The sequence below is a fragment of the Alicyclobacillus cycloheptanicus genome, from assembly GCF_028751525.1.
Taxonomy (GTDB): Bacteria; Bacillota; Bacilli; order Alicyclobacillales; family Alicyclobacillaceae; genus Alicyclobacillus_L; species Alicyclobacillus_L cycloheptanicus.
In genome coordinates, this window is record NZ_CP067097.1 from 483,681 (window position 1) to 500,133 (window position 16,453).

Annotated in this window: 16 protein-coding genes and 1 riboswitch; all 16 genes read right to left on the minus strand. The window is 60.7% G+C overall.

Translation table 11 applies throughout. From position 1 onward, the window contains the following. Positions 1–4 precede the first annotated feature (4 nt). Entirely contained in the window at positions 5–1,561 is a 1,557-nt protein-coding gene (locus JI721_RS02285; protein WP_274456460.1) for a cobyric acid synthase, read from the minus strand. A gap of 12 nt (positions 1,562–1,573) precedes the next feature. Then, positions 1,574–2,320, minus strand: coding sequence for an ABC transporter ATP-binding protein (locus tag JI721_RS02290; RefSeq protein ID WP_274456461.1), 747 nt, complete (start codon positions 2,318–2,320; stop codon positions 1,574–1,576). 2 nt (positions 2,321–2,322) lie between these two features. Beyond that, positions 2,323–3,387, minus strand: a complete 1,065-nt coding sequence (locus tag JI721_RS02295; RefSeq protein ID WP_274456462.1) for a FecCD family ABC transporter permease — start codon at positions 3,385–3,387, stop codon at positions 2,323–2,325. Between the two features lie 173 nt (positions 3,388–3,560). Continuing rightward, a riboswitch (cobalamin riboswitch) is annotated at positions 3,561–3,777 on the minus strand. Between the two features lie 147 nt (positions 3,778–3,924). Beyond that, complete coding sequence (locus JI721_RS02300) at positions 3,925–4,764, minus strand: LPXTG cell wall anchor domain-containing protein (RefSeq protein WP_274456463.1); 840 nt, start codon at positions 4,762–4,764, stop codon at positions 3,925–3,927. 134 nt (positions 4,765–4,898) lie between these two features. Continuing rightward, positions 4,899–5,567, minus strand: coding sequence for a hypothetical protein (locus JI721_RS02305; RefSeq protein ID WP_274456464.1), 669 nt, complete (start codon positions 5,565–5,567; stop codon positions 4,899–4,901). Positions 5,568–5,675: 108 nt separating this feature from the next. Next, a complete protein-coding gene (locus JI721_RS02310) occupies positions 5,676–6,506 on the minus strand; it encodes a TasA family protein (RefSeq protein WP_274456465.1) in 831 nt (276 codons plus the stop codon). A 112-nt stretch (positions 6,507–6,618) separates the two neighbouring features. Beyond that, positions 6,619–7,224, minus strand: a complete 606-nt coding sequence (locus tag JI721_RS02315) for a signal peptidase I (RefSeq protein ID WP_274456466.1) — start codon at positions 7,222–7,224, stop codon at positions 6,619–6,621. A gap of 59 nt (positions 7,225–7,283) precedes the next feature. After that, positions 7,284–8,219, minus strand: a complete 936-nt coding sequence (locus tag JI721_RS02320; RefSeq protein ID WP_274456467.1) for a hypothetical protein — start codon at positions 8,217–8,219, stop codon at positions 7,284–7,286. Positions 8,220–8,644: 425 nt separating this feature from the next. Next, on the minus strand, positions 8,645–9,409 hold the full coding sequence (locus JI721_RS02325) for a beta-ketoacyl-ACP reductase (RefSeq protein ID WP_274456468.1): 765 nt from the start codon (positions 9,407–9,409) through the stop codon (positions 8,645–8,647). A gap of 597 nt (positions 9,410–10,006) precedes the next feature. After that, positions 10,007–10,426: a MaoC/PaaZ C-terminal domain-containing protein gene (locus tag JI721_RS02330; protein WP_274456469.1), complete on the minus strand. Its 420-nt coding sequence runs from the start codon at positions 10,424–10,426 to the stop codon at positions 10,007–10,009. A 107-nt stretch (positions 10,427–10,533) separates the two neighbouring features. After that, positions 10,534–10,977 carry a MaoC family dehydratase N-terminal domain-containing protein gene (locus JI721_RS02335; RefSeq protein WP_274456470.1) on the minus strand — a complete coding sequence of 148 codons (444 nt, stop codon included), beginning with the start codon at positions 10,975–10,977 and terminating at the stop codon, positions 10,534–10,536. 21 nt (positions 10,978–10,998) lie between these two features. Beyond that, positions 10,999–11,787 carry an IclR family transcriptional regulator gene (locus tag JI721_RS02340; protein WP_274456471.1) on the minus strand — a complete coding sequence of 263 codons (789 nt, stop codon included), beginning with the start codon at positions 11,785–11,787 and terminating at the stop codon, positions 10,999–11,001. 70 nt (positions 11,788–11,857) lie between these two features. After that, positions 11,858–12,613, minus strand: coding sequence for an SDR family NAD(P)-dependent oxidoreductase (locus JI721_RS02345; RefSeq protein ID WP_274456472.1), 756 nt, complete (start codon positions 12,611–12,613; stop codon positions 11,858–11,860). Positions 12,614–12,753: 140 nt separating this feature from the next. After that, positions 12,754–13,905 carry an acyl-CoA dehydrogenase family protein gene (locus JI721_RS02350; RefSeq protein WP_274456473.1) on the minus strand — a complete coding sequence of 384 codons (1,152 nt, stop codon included), beginning with the start codon at positions 13,903–13,905 and terminating at the stop codon, positions 12,754–12,756. A gap of 88 nt (positions 13,906–13,993) precedes the next feature. Next, on the minus strand, positions 13,994–15,631 hold the full coding sequence (locus JI721_RS02355; RefSeq protein ID WP_274456474.1) for an AMP-binding protein: 1,638 nt from the start codon (positions 15,629–15,631) through the stop codon (positions 13,994–13,996). Positions 15,632–15,678: 47 nt separating this feature from the next. After that, positions 15,679–16,428, minus strand: coding sequence for an SDR family NAD(P)-dependent oxidoreductase (locus tag JI721_RS02360; protein WP_274456475.1), 750 nt, complete (start codon positions 16,426–16,428; stop codon positions 15,679–15,681). Positions 16,429–16,453: the final 25 nt, after the last annotated feature.

Below are 16,453 nucleotides of genomic sequence, written 5' to 3' on the forward strand. Positions count from 1 at the left end.
GCGCTCATGCCTTGCGCGGAACCAGCTGCAGGTGGCGATACACCGTGTCCATGTCCAAATGCTTGCGCACCACCGCTGCCAGCCGGTCATAGGCTGCGGTTCGCACGTCGCGCACGGAGACGGCACCTGGCGCCTCGGCTAGCCCCGCTGCCTCGCGAATGCCCTGCAGCCATGCGTGTCGAAACGCATCATTATGGAAAATCCCATGCAGATAGGTTCCGATGACTTTCCCCGCTTCCAGCACCACGCCGTCCTGCTGGTTGGCGGACGGCTCGGACAGCACCGCAAACGGCGTGTGCGGTCCCGCAAACGTGGTCACGCCCATGTGAATCTCGTACCCCTCCACCGAAATCCCCGCATACGGCCCCTGCAGGCGTCCGCGGACCAGAACCGTTCGCTTCTCCGCCGCGAGATGCGTCACCGCCGGGATCCACCCGAGCCCAGCCTGCACGTCGACATCCGACTCCAGGTGGTGCTCGTCGTGAACCGCCTGCCCAAGCATCTGATACCCGCCGCAAATCGCCAGGATGAACACGCCCCGCCGGCGCGCCGATTCCAGCGCAGCCAGCCACCCCTGCGCCCGCAGCCAGGTCAAGTCGCGCATCGTGTTCTTCGTCCCCGGCAGCACGATGGCGTGCGCGCCCGCCAGTTCCTCTGGCCGTTTGCAAAAGTACGGGCGCACCCCCGGTTCCAGAAACAGCGGATCGACATCTGTGAAGTTCGCAAGGTGTGGCAGCTGAATCATCGCGATGGGCAGCTCGTCCCCGCCCGCATCCCCTCGGTCCGGGCTTGGCGCCGGCCTGCGGTATCGCTCCGACGCCAGCGCGAGGGAATCCTCCTCGTCGATGCCAAGGTCGGGGAGAAACGGAATCACGCCCAGCACCGGAACCCCCGTATACGCTTCCATCAGCGTTACGCCGTCCTTGAACAAATCCGGGTCCCCGCGAAACTTGTTGATGATGATGCCCTGCACACGGGCGCGCTCTTCGGGCGTCAGCAGTTGCAGCGTGCCGACCACCGAGGCAAACACGCCGCCTCGGTCAATATCGGCCACCAGGTACACCACCGCATCCGCCATCTCAGCGGCGCGCAGATTGGCAATGTCGCGCGCCTTCAAGTTCATTTCAACAGGGCTCCCGGCGCCTTCCATGACAATCACTTCGAAGCGTTCCTGTAAAAAGCGAAAGCTTTCCACGACCGCCTGCCAAATCTCCCGCTTTGCGTCCCTCATATATGCCGCTGCCGACTGCGTGCCGTACACCCTGCCCTGCAGGACGACCTGGGATGTGCTGGGCCCGGACGGCTTGAGCAGCACCGGGTTCATGTGCTCGTTCGGCTCGATGCCGCACGCCTCCGCCTGCACCGCCTGGGCGCGTCCAATCTCGCGCCCGCACGGGGTGGCAGCCGAATTCAGCGACATGTTCTGCGCTTTGAACGGTGCCACGCGAAACCCATCCTGGTAAAAAATGCGGCACAGCGCGGTGGCCAAGACGCTCTTCCCCACATTCGACGACGTGCCCGCCAGCAGGATGCTCTTCGCGCCAGCTGTTGAATCCGTCATACGCAGCCCCCCTCACACCAACACACTCAGGCGGAGTACGCCCGTGTGCGGGTCATGAAACGTTTTCGCGCGAATCCCAAACACCTCTTCGAGCGCGCATTCGGTCATCACCTCGGTCACCGTCCCCTGCCGGCGCACGTATCCGCAGTGCAGCAACAGGAACTGGTCACAAAAGCGAATCGCCAGCTCCAGATGGTGAATCGCGATGACCACCAAATACCCTCGCTGTGCCAGCGTGCGCAGCTGCCGCAGGATGTCCACCTGGTAATACAAGTCCAGGCTGGCAATCGGTTCGTCGAGCAGCAGGACACGGCTCTCCTGCGCCAGGCAGCGCGCAATGCCAGCGCGCGCCCGTTCGCCTCCAGACAGCGTGTCCATCGGCGCGTCCGCAAACGTGGTCAGGTTCATCTGCACGAGCGCGGCGTCCACCACCCCAGCGTTGGCGCTGCGATGCGCATAACGCCCCATCTCGACGAAGTCCCGCACCGTAAACGGGATGTCATTGGGCAGGTGCTGCGGCAGATAGGCGAGGCGCCTCGCACGATCGCGCGGGTGCAGGGTGGACAGATTCACTCCGTCCAGCGTAACCGTGCCCTCGCTCGCCGGCAGCACCCCAGCGGCAATCCGCAAGAGTGTGGACTTGCCGGCGCCGTTTGGGCCGATGAGGCCCACGACCTGCCCGCCGCTGAAGGTGGCGCTGATGTGGTGAAGAATCGAGAGATACGACACCCCGGACAACACCAACCTCGGCTGGTCCATGCTCAACGCCTCCTCATCGACGTGTCTCGCCGGCGCAGCAAGTACAGGAAAAACGGCGCCCCCAGGCTCGCCGTGATGATGCCGACGTTCAGTTCGATGGGCAGGAAGGCCATCCGCGCCACGAGGTCGGACACCAGCACCAGCACAGCGCCCCCCAGCGCCGAAGCTGGCAGCAGCCAGCGGTGGCTGGGGCCGATAAAGATGCGCATCAGGTGCGGCACGATGAGGCCGACAAACGCGATCACGCCGCTCACACTCACACACGCCCCCACCACGAAGGCCGCCGTGATGAACATGACTTGTTTCACCCGCTGCAAGTGGACGCCTACACCTTCCGCCTGTTCCTCGCCGATGGACAGGATGTCCAGCGCCCGCGCGTATCGGCCGTAGACGACAAAGCCGATGACCGCAAACGTCCCCACCATCAGGACACTCATCCACGTCACGCCATCAAGGCCGCCCATCAGCCAGAACAGCATCTCCTGCATCGTATTGAGCGGCGCGAGTGACATCAGCAGACTGACCATGGCACTACAGAAGGAACTGACCGCGACGCCGGCGAGGAGCAGCGAGTAAATCGCCGTGCGGCCGCTGACGGTCGCGATCCGATAGATGAGCAGCACCGTGAGCAGCCCCGACGCAAATGCGCCAAGGGGGGTCCACCATTGATTGGCCGCGGCGAGACCGAGTTGAATCACAATGACCGCCCCGAGCGAGCCGCCGCTGGAGACGCCGATGAGGCCCGGGTCGGCCATCGGGTTGCGGAAGACCGCCTGAAGCGCCGCGCCCGTGCTTGCGAGGCCCGCCCCAACAAAGGCAGCGCCGAACATCCGCGGCCAGCGGATGGCACCCATCACCACGGCGTCGGACGAGCGTGACCCGTGCAAGTACGCGAGGGTCTGTGAAACCACCTTGACCGGGCCTATCATGATGGGCCCAATGGCGACCTCCGCCGCCGCAGCCGCGAGAAACGCGATGACCACCAGCAGCAGAACGACGACCGGCGATCGGCGCCGCAGTCCATGGGGCTGCAGCGGCGAAGACGAAGCTGAGACTGAATCCTGCAAAGTGACGCCCCCATTGGACAAGGCCCATCCCTGCGGCAAGGTCTCTGTGCCGCAAGGCATCCCCGTCCGTGGTTGTCAGCTTGCCTTTCTACAGAAAAGACCCTGTCATCGACAGGGTCAATGGAATTCCGTATGTACGAACCATACAGATCCATTACCTCTCCGCGAAGGTAGGCTGCAAAGCCGTTCAGGCAGGTCTCCTGGCTCTCAGCATACAACAACGCCCATTCCTTCCCACGACAGGGCCGTGAACCCGACCGTGCCGCAGTGAAACTGGGCCAAATCGCTGATTACAGTGGCGGGACCGCACCGGACTCTCACCGGTTTCCCTATTCTCCCTACTGGCGTCTTCGCCGCTCGAATCGAGCAACCCGGCGCGGCAAGACGCGTTCTGGCACCTGAAGGCGGATGAAATTGTGCATCCGGGATGATCTTAGAACAGGCAGAGAGGCTTGTCAATGGAAGCGAATCGACTGACGTGGGTGGATAGCCGGTGGTCGACCGCCGCGCCGGCCGCGGGGCGCTGCCTGCCCGCGGCTACTTCTTCCTTCTGCTTGCGAACAGGCCCGCTCCCCCGACGGAAAGCAGCCCCAGCCCCTCCAGCGCGATGGAGCCGATGGGCAGGCCCGTCACCGGGTTGGTTCCGCCGGAAACCGCCCCCGTACCGCCGCCAGGCGGCGTCCCGTTCTGACCGCCAGGCGGGGAGGTCGAGTTGTTCCCCGATCCACATTGACTTGTACAGGCGGTATTGCCCCAGTAAGAAGTCACCCGGATGTTCATCTGACCCCGTGCCCCTTGATAGTCGTTGTGCGCCGCCAGCGGAAGGGCATAGGTATACGTCACCGTTGCTGTCTCACCGGGTTTCAATTCGAAAGCCGGAGACGTTTCCGGCGAGTCCTTCCCTGTGAATGGGCCCTCCGCGATGGGCGCTAAACTGGTGTTCAATCCATGAACCTCAATCGTGTAACCAATTTCCAGAGGATGATTGTCAAACGCATAGCGCTGCCCTGCCGAATCATCTTCCGATTTGTCATCCGTGACACCGTTGAGGGTCAACTTCCCGTCCTCATCGCCAGTCGTCCCATTGTCCTGAAACAGCGCCCCGCTCAGGACGTTCGTCAGCGAAACCATGGCGTCCTGTTTGCCGTCGTTTTTCACCGTCAGCGTCTGTGCGCCGCTGTCACCCGGTGCGATCCCGGCGAATGTGACGGGGGTCACAGACAGATGCACACGGGGGTCAATGTCGATTTCACCAATGCTCGGCGGGGTTGTATCCGCATACGCTGTCACCAAATGCAGCGCACTGTCCACGAGCAAGATCAACCCCAACGCCGCAAAGCCCGTTGCCGCAGCCAGGAAACCCGACCGCTTGGCCATGCCCTCACCTCATCTCAGTGCCGTGATCTCCGTGACGCTGTTTCCCAAGCCGAATCGCGGCAGCGTCATCAGGCAGTGCTGTTTCCGTACCGTCGGATGCACGCCAGTCCATCCGGTATGTGTCATGCCAGGTGTCAAGGGTCGGCGGCTTGCAGGTTGGCATCCCACGTCATCGGGCCCGTTCCAGCAGGATTCACGTTGTTTTCGAATTGCACGGCCCAAACCTCCAACTGCAGCGTGTCAGATTGGTGTTGGAACCGCGTCGGCGTCTGCGCACCCAGTTTGTATTGATAGGAAATCTCCGCGTAGTCACCGGCTGGCAAAACAAAGGGTGTCGAGGGCACGGCGTCCGAAACCGTCGACCAATCCTCGTCATACTGTTGAAGCGGCTGCCGCGATGCGGTCTGCGTCTGACCCGGCGCGTAGATGCGCACGGTGTACGACGCAGCCAGCGGGATGTGAGCGGGTAGCTGATCGACCAGACCGACCCAGGCTGAGAGTGACCCGCTGTTCTTGACCGTGAACTGCTGCGTCTGTTCTGTCCCTGGATAAAAATACTGGGGCGCAGACCGGTTCGCCTCAGCCGATGTCTCCGGCGGGCTCATCTCGGACGTGTTCGGGTCTGGCGGATTCGCCGAATTCCCATCCCATACCTGGATTTGTACAGTCCCCGCGGCAAACGCGTCACTCGTCGCGTCCGCACTCGAGGTAAGAAGCGAATACGTACCAGTCGTCACCAGCCCGGCACCCGCCAGACCGGTCATGCTCAGAAGCACCAGATGCTGCATTTCCCTCATACGCATTCACTCGTCACCTACGCTTCTCCACAAAATAGAACCGAAGTAGAACGTCATGCGAATGGGATGACACGGGATGGCGCAACACGCGCCATCCCCGTCAAGCCACAGGCGTCAGTTGTTCACGTCAGGCTGCCAAGACCACGGACCCGCCGCGGACGCGTTGGGATCGCCCGTCTGGTCGGCAGTGGAGTTCGCCGTCACCCAGTTGTTGCGCGCCTGTACAGCGTCCACCTCGACGTTGACGGCACCTGACAAGCCTTGATAGTCGTTGTGCGCAGCCAGCGGCAAGGTGACCGTGTACGTGACGGTTGCGGTCTGATTTGGCTGAAGCAGGAACGCGTTGGCCGGTTGTCCTTGTTGATTCACGTCCGTCGTGGAGGACGGCGTCGTCGCTGCGACCAACGTCTGTCCGTTACTCGTCACCATGTACGAGTAGGTGGCCGGGTGGAGGTCCTGAGTGTAATCGCCGGATTGATCAAGCGTCGGATGTCCGGGCCACGGGCTGAACGTCCAACCGATGGATTCGTTGCCCGACCCCGGGTCGTTCTGGCCCGGATCGGCGTAGCCTGCAGTCCCTGCAGACGCGTCGACGGATTTGTTGAAACTCGAGAAGAGACCCAGGTGCTGCGCATCATTCGCGGCATAGGAATGGCCATTGACCACATTCACAGGGGTGTCTTCCAGACCCACCCACTCCGTCAGAGAGCCTGTATTGGTGATGTTGAAGGTTCCCTGGATGCTGTCTCCTGGCGCCAGATTGTTCACGTTGAGCGCCCCTGCAAAGAACTGCCCCGACGTATTCAACTTCAACGTACCTGCGGTAAACGCGTCGCTTGTCGTACTGGCCGACGCGGTGAACAACGCGAACGTCCCGCCGATCACCATTGCAGCGCCTGCCGCCGATGTCCCCATGGCCATCGCGACCTTTGTTTTCAAGCCCATGAACGAATTCCTCCCAGTACCCCTATGTAGGGCAATTTTTTCATATTTGAATCCTCTCATCGCGTCGGCGTAGGGCCCACTATCCGTCCTCGATGAGAAGTTCAAACCGCAATTACAGTGGAACATCGCTTTTCGATGCTTCTGCCTCCGCCGTCCTGACCACCGCTGACCCATTTGCCTTTTGAAGCCGCACAATTTCCCTGAATAAACTCAAAATAGAGAACAGAATGAGCAGCGCCCCAGGGACAATCATCAACAAGGACACGCCCAGTTTCGTTTTCAAGAAGTTGAGGTAGTACCCCACGTAAGGAATCGTGACGTTTGAATATTGACCGATCACGTCGCTCGCCGGGATCTGCCAATCATCTTTCGAGGAATTGGCATCTCCCTTGGTTTGAAAGACACGCTGGCCTTCGGCCGTGGAAATCCCCACGATGCGGTGCGTGACGACCAGGCCGGGTTCATGCGGGACCTGAAAGGTGATCACGTCGCCCACCCGGAGGCCGTTCGTATTCACGTGCTGGTCGTCGAAGATGACGGACCCAACCTTGATGCGGGGCTCCATCGATCCGGACAGCACTTCGTACAGGCTCCGCCCGAAGAAGGTCGGTGTGCCCCCGTTCACACGGGACGAAACAGCGCAGTACAACGTGATGAACAAGAGGATGGCAAGCATCGTGGTGATGACATGATTTCCCCACTTGAGTGCAGTTTTCATGACATGGTTCACTCCTCGAAATCTAGTGATTTACTGGCGTGTCGCTGGTCGACCCGCCTTCAGCTGGATGCAGATCCCGACGAATCTGCCGCCCCTGTGCCGCTTGCATCCTCCGCTGGGGCGTTGTTCACTTCGGTACCGCTGCCGCCTGCCGCGTTGGATGCAGCGTCGTTCGCAGCGGCTGCAGCGTTGGTCGGTGACCCTCCGGAGTTGGCCGCTGGCGCTGCAGCGTAGGCCGCGGAGCCGTTCACGCCTGCAGCGTTCGACGGAGTGTTGTCAGGCGCGTGACTCCCGCCTGTCCCGCTCCCCGTGGAACCGCCTGTGCTTGTGGGCGCCTCTGCGCCCGCCGGTACCCCGGATTGCAGCGCGGACGACGTTCCGCCGGAGGCATCGCTCTGCAACTTGTCGGCGCGAGACTGAATGGACGATACGACGCCTTGAATCTGTGAGACCGCCGCGCTGGCCTCCTGGCTCGCCTGTTGTGCCGTGCGCACTGCGCTGGTCATCCAATCCGGCGCGGCGGCCGCGGACATCATGGACGGGTTGCCCGACGCAGCTTGACTGCCCACGTTTGGATTGTCAGAAGCCAATTCCGCCTCATCCTCGTTTGCCCACTGTTGGAGCGTTTGCAACGCAGCGTTCGCTTGACTGCTGGCTTGCGATGCGCTGGCGAGCAAGGCTTGCGCACTCGACAACAGCGCATTCGCTGCGGCAGGCGTGTTGGCTTTCTTGGCCTGCGTGGTCAGATTCCCAGCCTCGCTGGCGCAGTTCGCGGCTTCGCTTGCATCCTGTTGAATTTGCGTCACCTGGTTGTTCAATGTGTCGGGAAAGTACGACAAAGTCGCCACAGAAATCGATTTGGAAGCTTCATCTGTGAACAGCGCCTGCGTTGTGCGTGTCATGTGGGCGCCGAAGAACGATGTGGCCGACAAACCCGCCAGCAGCCCAAACACCTTGACAAACCGCAGTCTCTGTTTCGCCGTCCGTCGTTGCATGCGACGTCGACGCTGAGCGCGTGTTATGGAGAAGATGACGGTATTGTCGTGGTTCCCAGTCACTTCCTTCACCTGCTCCCATAGGCGTCATCACCAAGTGTTCGTTGTTCGTTATACAAGCAAACGTCCGTCTCGCTTTGTTCTTTATATAGAACATTTGACCTCATCGTATCACTCGCAGGATGAATGTCAATATCCGAAACGAAAATTTGTTCTTTTTATCGAACAAAACGTAGGAAACAGGTTCACATCAGCGGACATTTGCGTGAAAAATGGGGAAGAATGGATGCGACGCACGTTTCGAGAGAACGAACCAAGCCCCGGGGTTCGTTGAAACGAACGCCGGGGCCGCTGGAGAACCGAATGCCGAACAAGAGCAGGCCAGATGCAGGCTAAAAACAGGTCAGATACAGGCCAAGCCTGCTTTAGCCCACGTGGCCCCCGCCGTGGATGTAAATCACCTGGCCGGAGACGTAGCTGGCTTCGTCGCTGACCAGGAAGGCCACCACATTCGCCACATCCTCCGGCTTGCCGACGCGCTTAATCGCGATCCGCTGGGCAGCCGCCGCCTTGAATTGTTCTGGATCGAGACCCATCCGCTCAGCTGTCGCCTTGGTCATCTCGGTGTCAATGAAGCCCGGGGCAACGGCGTTCACATTGATGTTAAACTGGCCGAGCTCGATGGCCAGCGTCTTGGTGAAACCTTGCAGACCTGCCTTCGCCGCCGAGTAGTTGGCCTGACCGCGGTTGCCCAGTGCGGAGGTGCTGCTCGTGTTGACGATTTTCCCGTACTTCTGCTCCACCATGTACTTTTGCGCAGCCTTGCTGCACAGGAAGCTGCCCTTGAGGTGCACGTTCATGACCGTGTCCCAATCATCTTCCGTCATTTTAAACAGCAGGTTGTCGCGAATCAGCCCGGCATTGTTGACGAGGATGTCGAGGCGCCCGAACTCTGCGACAATCTTCTCTACCGCTGCGTTGACCTGAGCTGCGTCGGCCACGTTCGCACCGATGCCGATGGCCTTGCCCCCGGCCGCCTCAATCGCAGCGACCGTATCTTTTGTAAACTCCTCTTTCAGGTCGATCACGGCGACCTTCGCACCCTCCTGCGCCAGCTTCTTCGCCGTGGCGGCGCCAATCCCTCGCGCTGCTCCCGTTACCATTGCCACTCTGTTGTCCAAACGTCCCATTTGTCTTCATCCTCTCTCAAAATGATAGCCAGCCTTCGTGGGGGTCCGGTCGACCGTCAAGCCAACGCGGCGTTCGTCCGACGTCGTCCAGACGAGCACATCCATGAAGGCAGGAAACACGCCCTATCGCCGCGATCGGCCGCGCACCGCCGTCCGCCCGGGGGCCGTTTGGGCAGGAAACACGCCCTATCTCCGCGCACCGCCGCGACCGGCCATCCGCCCGGGGCCCGTTTAGGCAGGAAACACGCCTTATCGCCGCGATCGGCTGCCTGCCCGGAGGCCGTTTAGGCAGGAAACACGCCCTATCGCCGCGATCGGCTGCCTGCCCGGGGGCCGTTTAGGCAGGAAACACGCCTTATCGCCGCGCACCGCCGTCCGCCCGGGGGCCGTTTAGGCAGGAAACACGCCCTATCGCCGCGATCGGCTGCCTGCCCCGACCCCGTTTAGGCAGGAAACACGCCCTATCGTCGCGATCGGCTGCCTGCCCCGACCCCGTTTAGGCAGGAAACACGCCTTATCGCTGAGCACCGCCGCGATCGGCCGTCCGACCATACGAGCCGTCCGTCCCGCCGAACCGCTTCGCTCTCCGCGCCTGCCTCAAGCCGCCGGCACGGAAAACACCGCTTCCCCGACGACAACCTTCTCCTGCTTCTGCGTGGCTGCCCAGATGTCCGCCGTCACAATCTGCCGGCCATTCTCTTCGCGCACTTCCTTGACTTCCCCTTCGCAGGTGATCACGTCGCCAGGCCGCACCATGCCCGCGAAGCGGACCCCAAACTTGTGCAAGTCGCCGTCAACGCCGAGGATGTCGGTCAGCATCTGTCCGACAAACGCCATCGTCAGCATGCCATGCGCGATGACGCCGCCCAGTCCCGCCTGCTGCGCGAACTCCTCGACGGTGTGAATGGGGTTAAAATCACCGGACGCCCCCGAGTACATGACCAATTGTGTCTTCGTAATGGGAGGTTTCTCCAGTGGGCCGAGCCGCTGGCTCACTTCGTATTTTACGGTGGACACTACGATACACGCTCCTCTCGTTCCCTTTTTGCAAGGCCTGTCATCCGGCCTCTGCCATCCGGCCTCTGTCATCCGGCCCCTTCAATGCCATGCAATCTCTGGCCCGCTTATTCGCCTCTGTAAATAATGGTTGAACGCTGCTTCAGGTAAGGGGTGCCAGCTTCATCCGCCACAACCTGCTCAAAGACCAGAAAGGTCATCGTCCCGAGCTTCCCGGTTTTTTCAAACGCGTCCACCAGCTGGTTGGTGCAATACACGACGTCTCCGGCGTAAATCGGCCGAAAATACTCAAACTCCTGGTTGGCGTGAATCAGACCCGCCGCGGGAAGTTCAAAGTTGGGGACTTTTCCGAAATCAAACGTCCGACTGAACGTCGGTGGTGCAATGATCTTCCCGTACCGCGTGGTCTTTGCGTAGTCCTCATCCCGATACAGCGGGTTGCGGTCGCCGATGGCATCTGCAAATTTGCGGATCGCGCCCTTTTCCACTTCATTCTTCACTGGCGACGACTTTTGTCCAACGAACGGTCGGTACCTTTCTGCTGCTCCCATGGAGCGGACTCCCTCCTCACCCTAGCGGCCAATCATGTCCAGTTCCTGATGGTAGCCATTCCACTCGGACAGTTTGGCCGTGGTTTCACGAACTACCTGAAGCGTTGCCTGTGTGATTTCTTCGGTGATCCACGAGCTGACGGACAAGCACGCGAGCACGAATTCAACCCGGCCGTCCCGGTTGAAGACCGGTGCCGCAATCGCGGAAATTCCTTCCGCAGCTTCCCCATGCGAAATGGCGTAGCCATTTCGGCGTACCCTGGCCAAGTCGGCCAGGAGCACATCGGGATCGACTACTGTATTCGACGTATACTTGGGCAGCCCTCCACGAATCAGACGCTCAATTTTTTCTTCGTCATCGTAGGCAAGAAAGCATTTGCCGAACGCGGTCACAGTGACCGGATACTGTTGACCCACAGACACGCTGATGCGGACTTCCTGGCGCGGAGGTTCCGCCGCCGCAATATAGATGAGCCGGTCATCGCGCAGGCGCTCGACGAGCACCGTCGTCAGCCCCGTACGCTGCGCGACCTGTTCAAGTTCGCCCGCTGCGACGGCGACGGAGTCGATCATCTGCATGGCCCGATTTCCCAGCGGAATCAGATATGGCCCGAGACTGTACCGTCTCGTGCTCGCGTCGTAGCGGATGAAATCTTCCCGTTCCAGCGTCTTCAACACCCGCAGACAGGTGGTTTTGTTGACGTGTAACGCGTCCGCGATTTCTTTTTGCGTGCAGCTCTTGTACTTGTAGCGGCTGAGCAGCTTGAGCACACGCGCCGCCAAAGCCACCGATGGGACATGGTATTCCAAGCGATGTTCACCTCCTGCCCGCGCTTCGCAGCGCCCTGCGGCTTACCCGCTGCCGCCTGGAAGACGCGACCTACCGCTTGAAGGACGCGGCGCCGTCGTCGACGAAATACGCGTGGCCGTTGAGGAAGGACGCATCGTCGCTGGCCAGGAACGCCACGACCTTGCCAACCTCCTCCGGCTCGCCTATCCGCCGGCGCATCTGCGCGTTTTGCGCCGCGGTCCAAATCTTCTCGTTGTCGCGCCACCCATCCACAATGTGCGTGTTGATGAGGCCTGGCGCAATACAGACCACGCGAATGTTGAAGGGTGCCAGTTCCAGCGCGGCAGCCTTCGTCATCATCACCACCGCACCTTTTGCAGCGTGATACGGAAACTGCCGCCGGTCCGCGATGAAGCCGTACACCGAGGCGGTGTTGATGATCACGCCGCCGCGATCGTTCATCGCCTGGCCGGCCGCCTTGATGCCGTAGAACACGCCGTGCTGGTCGACGGACAGGACCCGGTGATACTCTTCCACCGGCATGTCCAGCACGCTCACCTGCATCCCGCCAATCCCGGCGTTGTTGAACATGATGTCCAACTGTCCCAGACGATGCACCGTTTCCTGAACCAACCCTTCCACCTGCTCGTACGAGGCGGTGTCCACCGGCAGGAAGAGGGCCTTCCCGCCTTCCGCACCGATTTCATCCGCAACCGCTTGACCGCGCTCCGCGTTGATGTCCGCGACGACCACCTGCGCGCCCTGTCGGGCCATCTCCAGCGCACTTGCGCGGCCAATGCCGCTGCCTCCGCCTGTGACAATCGCCACCTTGCCATCCAATTTCACAGCTGAATCCCCCATTTTCTGCACCCTGACACCTTATGCACCGAGCTGTTCACGTTCACAGGCTTGGCGGTTGAGTCCGGCCCGGCGGTTCCGGACACACGAGTTCCGCGTGTCCAGCGCCTGTCTGCCCAGCAGACTCGTTATTCGCCCAGTTCTTTGGCCAACTGGGCGGCGATGATATTCTTCTGAATCTCGGATGTACCTTCGTAAATCCGAGTGATGCGCGCGTCCCGGTAGAACCGTTCAATCGGGTACTCCGCGATGTAGCCCACACCACCGTGAATCTGCACCGCTTTATCGGCGACACGATTGTATACTTCGGACGCGTGCAGCTTCGCCATCGCAGCTTCCTTGATGACCTCCTGGCCCTGGTCGACCATCCACGCCACGCGGTAGACCAGCCACCGCAGCGTCTCGATTTCGAGCGCCATGTCCGCGAGGTAGTGCTGGATGATTTGCTGCTCGAAAATCGGCTTGCCGAACTGAACCCGCTCCTTCGCGTAGCGCACAGAACGGTCGAGCAGGTACTGGCAGGAACCGAGCGCGCGGGCAGCCAGGCCGAGTCGGCCGTTGGCCAGAATCTTGAGGGCGTTGACATAGCCGCGCCCCACCTGCCCGATCACGTTCTCCTCCGGCACCTCCAGGTCTTCAAAATACAGCTGCGCGGTGTGCGAACCGTGGAGTCCCATCTTCTTTTCGATGCTGCCGACATGAAACCCGGGGAAATCCTTTTCTACGATGAACGAGGTGATGCCCTTGGCACCGGCACTCGGGTCCGTAACCGCCATCACGGTGAACACGTGCGCATACGGCGCATTGGTGATGTAGATTTTTTGCCCGTTGATGATGTAGCGGTCGCCCTTTTTCACGGCCCGGGTCTGCAGGTTGGCCGCGTTCGATCCCGCCTGTGGCTCCGTCAGCGCGAAGGCGCCGATCCACTCGCCAGATGCCATCTTGGGCAAATACTTCTGCTTCAACGTTTCGTTCGCCAGTTCCACGATGCCAACCGAACCAATGCCGTTGTGCGCGCCAAGAATGGTGGTGTACCCATTGATGGTCTTGCCGAGTTCCTCAAACACGGCGGCTTTGCCGACTTGACCCAGTCCCATCCCGCCGTACTCCTCCGGGATGCTCAAACCAAAAAGGCCCATTTGCTTGGACTTCTCGAGAATCTCGTCCGGCACGTGGTCTTCCTCTTCGATTTGCATGGCATAGGGTTCAACCTCGTGTTCAATGAAATCGCGAATGGTCATCTTCATGCGGACAATCTCATCTGGCAATGTAAAATCCAAAATGTCTCTCCTCGATTCTCAACAAATTTCACGTTTCACAGCGGCACCAGCCGCCAGCTTCCCGCCGGCGGCAGGCGCCCCGCCCGGCTTACTGCTCGGCCTGCAGCTTTTCGGCAATCATCTCGCGCAGCTTAAACTTTTGCACCTTGCCGCTTGGGGTGCGCGGGAATTCTTCCACGACCTCCAGCCGCTCCGGCCAGTACTGGCGGGTGACCCCCTTCTCCTGAAGGAACGCCCGCAGCGCTTCCATGGTCAGCGGCTTGCGCCCCGGCTTCATGCTGACGAACGCGCACGCGCGCTCCTGCAGGCGCGGGTCAGGCATCGCGACGACCTGGGCGACGGCAATGTCCGGGTGTTCATGCATCACGTTTTCAATGTACGCAACCGGAATGTTTTCCCCGCCGCGGATGATGGTATCCTTGAGGCGGCCCGTGATGCGGATATACCCATCCTCGTCGATGGTGGCGCGGTCGCCGGTCACAAACCAGTCTCCTTGAAACTGACTGACCGTGTACGCGTAATTGTTGAGATACCCAACAAACATCGTCGCACCGCGCGCCCAGAGGTCACCCTCCACGTTCGGCGGACACGGGTTGCCCGCGTCGTCCACCGTTTTCACCTGCAGGTTTCCCAGCGGGCAGCCATCCGTGTTGGTCAGCTTGTCGATGGTGTCATTGGGCATGGTCACCGTCACCAGGCCGTTCTCCGACTGTCCCCAGCCGGAGAGAATCTTACAAGGCAGTTTTTCATACGCCTGCCGCACCAGCGGCCGGGGAATCGGCGCACCCGCGGAGACGAAGTATTTGAACGAGCTGAGGTCGTAGTTCTCGATACCTTCCAACTGAACCAAGTCGTACAAGAACGGTGTCGCGCCCATCGTGAACGTGACCTTGTCGTTCTGGATGCGCTCCGCCATCTCCCGCGGATTCCACACGTCCTGATAAATCGCCGTCGCACCAAGTTCAATTGGCATCCGCACCCCATACAGGAAACCCGTCTGATGCGCAAACGTCGAGGCCATGAAAATGACATCATCCGATGTCAGCCCGAGTCGTTCCACCATCACGTCGTTGGTGCTGCCGAGCGTGTTATGGGTGTGCATGACCCCCTTCGGCAAACCGGTGGTGCCGGAGGTGAACACAATCTCCGTGACGTCGTTTGGGTCAATCTCGATGTTGTCGAGGTCCGCTCTGCTGCCGCGCTCTTCCCACGGCTCATCGGTCAACCGGGAAAATGGCAGCATGCCCTCCGGCACGTGCTCGCCAATCACGAAAACTTGCTCCAGCGCCGGCCACTCCGGCCGCAGACGGGCAACCATCTCGGTATAGTCGAACCCCCGGAAGGTGTCCGGAATGACCAGCACCTTCGAGGACGCTTCCTTAACCATGTAACCAATTTCGCGATCGCGATAAATCGGAATCAGCGGGTTGCTAATCGCCCCCAACCGAGTCGTCGCAAAGTGCAGCAGGACGAACTCGTTCCAGTTTGGCAGTTGGAACGACACCACGTCCCCCGCCTGCACGCCGTGCGCCTTGAGCCCCAGTGCAACGCGGTCGACAGCGTCGCTGAACTGGCGGTACGTATAGGAAGAATGGCGATCCACCATTGCGGTTTTATCTGGAAATTGCGCCACGCGTTCTTTCAAAGCCGACACAATCGTCCGGTTCGGCCAATCCTTCGCAAACGCTTGTTTATACGACTCGGTTAAAATGGTTTCAAATTTCACGCCATCCCCTCACCCTTCATCGGAAAATGCTCACGCTTGTCTACATTTTATACCATGGTCAAGCCGCCGCTGACCGACAAGGTCTGACCTGTGACATACGCAGCATCTTCAGATGCAAAGTACGCGACTGCCCCTGCGATGTCTTCAGGCTCTGCCAGGCGCCGGAACGGAATCGCCTTCTCCAGCGCGGTGCGAATCCCAGGATTGTAGGTGCCAATTTCCTGAAACAACGGCGTGTTGGCAGGCCCGGGTGCGACGCAGTTGACATTGATGCGGTGCCGCGCCATCTCACGGGCAATCGTCTTGGTGAAGGCAATCACGCCCCCTTTCGCGGCGGAATAGACAGCCTCCCCGGTCGAACCGACACGGCCCGCGTCCGAGGCGATGTTGATGACCTTGCCGCCGCCCTGCTCAATCATCACAGGCAGCACCGCCTTACAGGTGTGAATCTGCCCCAGTAGATTGATGCGGATGATCCGATCCCACGTGTCCGGCTGACTTTCGAGAAACGGTTCGACTTTGTCCCAGCCGGCATTGTTCACCAGCACGTCGATCCGGCCCAGCCGGGCTTTGGTCTCTGACACCGCCGCTTGCACGGCGGCCAGGTCCGTGACATCACACGCCACCGCAATCCCCTGCCCGCCGTCCGCCGACAGCAGGGACACGGTCTCTTCAGCGGCTTCCAACCGCACATCAGCGATCGCGACCGCAAACCCGTTCGCAGCCAGCTTGCGGGCGATAGCCCGGCCAATGCCGCTGCCGGCCCCCGTCACAAACGCTGCCTTTTGTTCTGCCATACGCTTCCCCTCCTCTAGTGCCCAT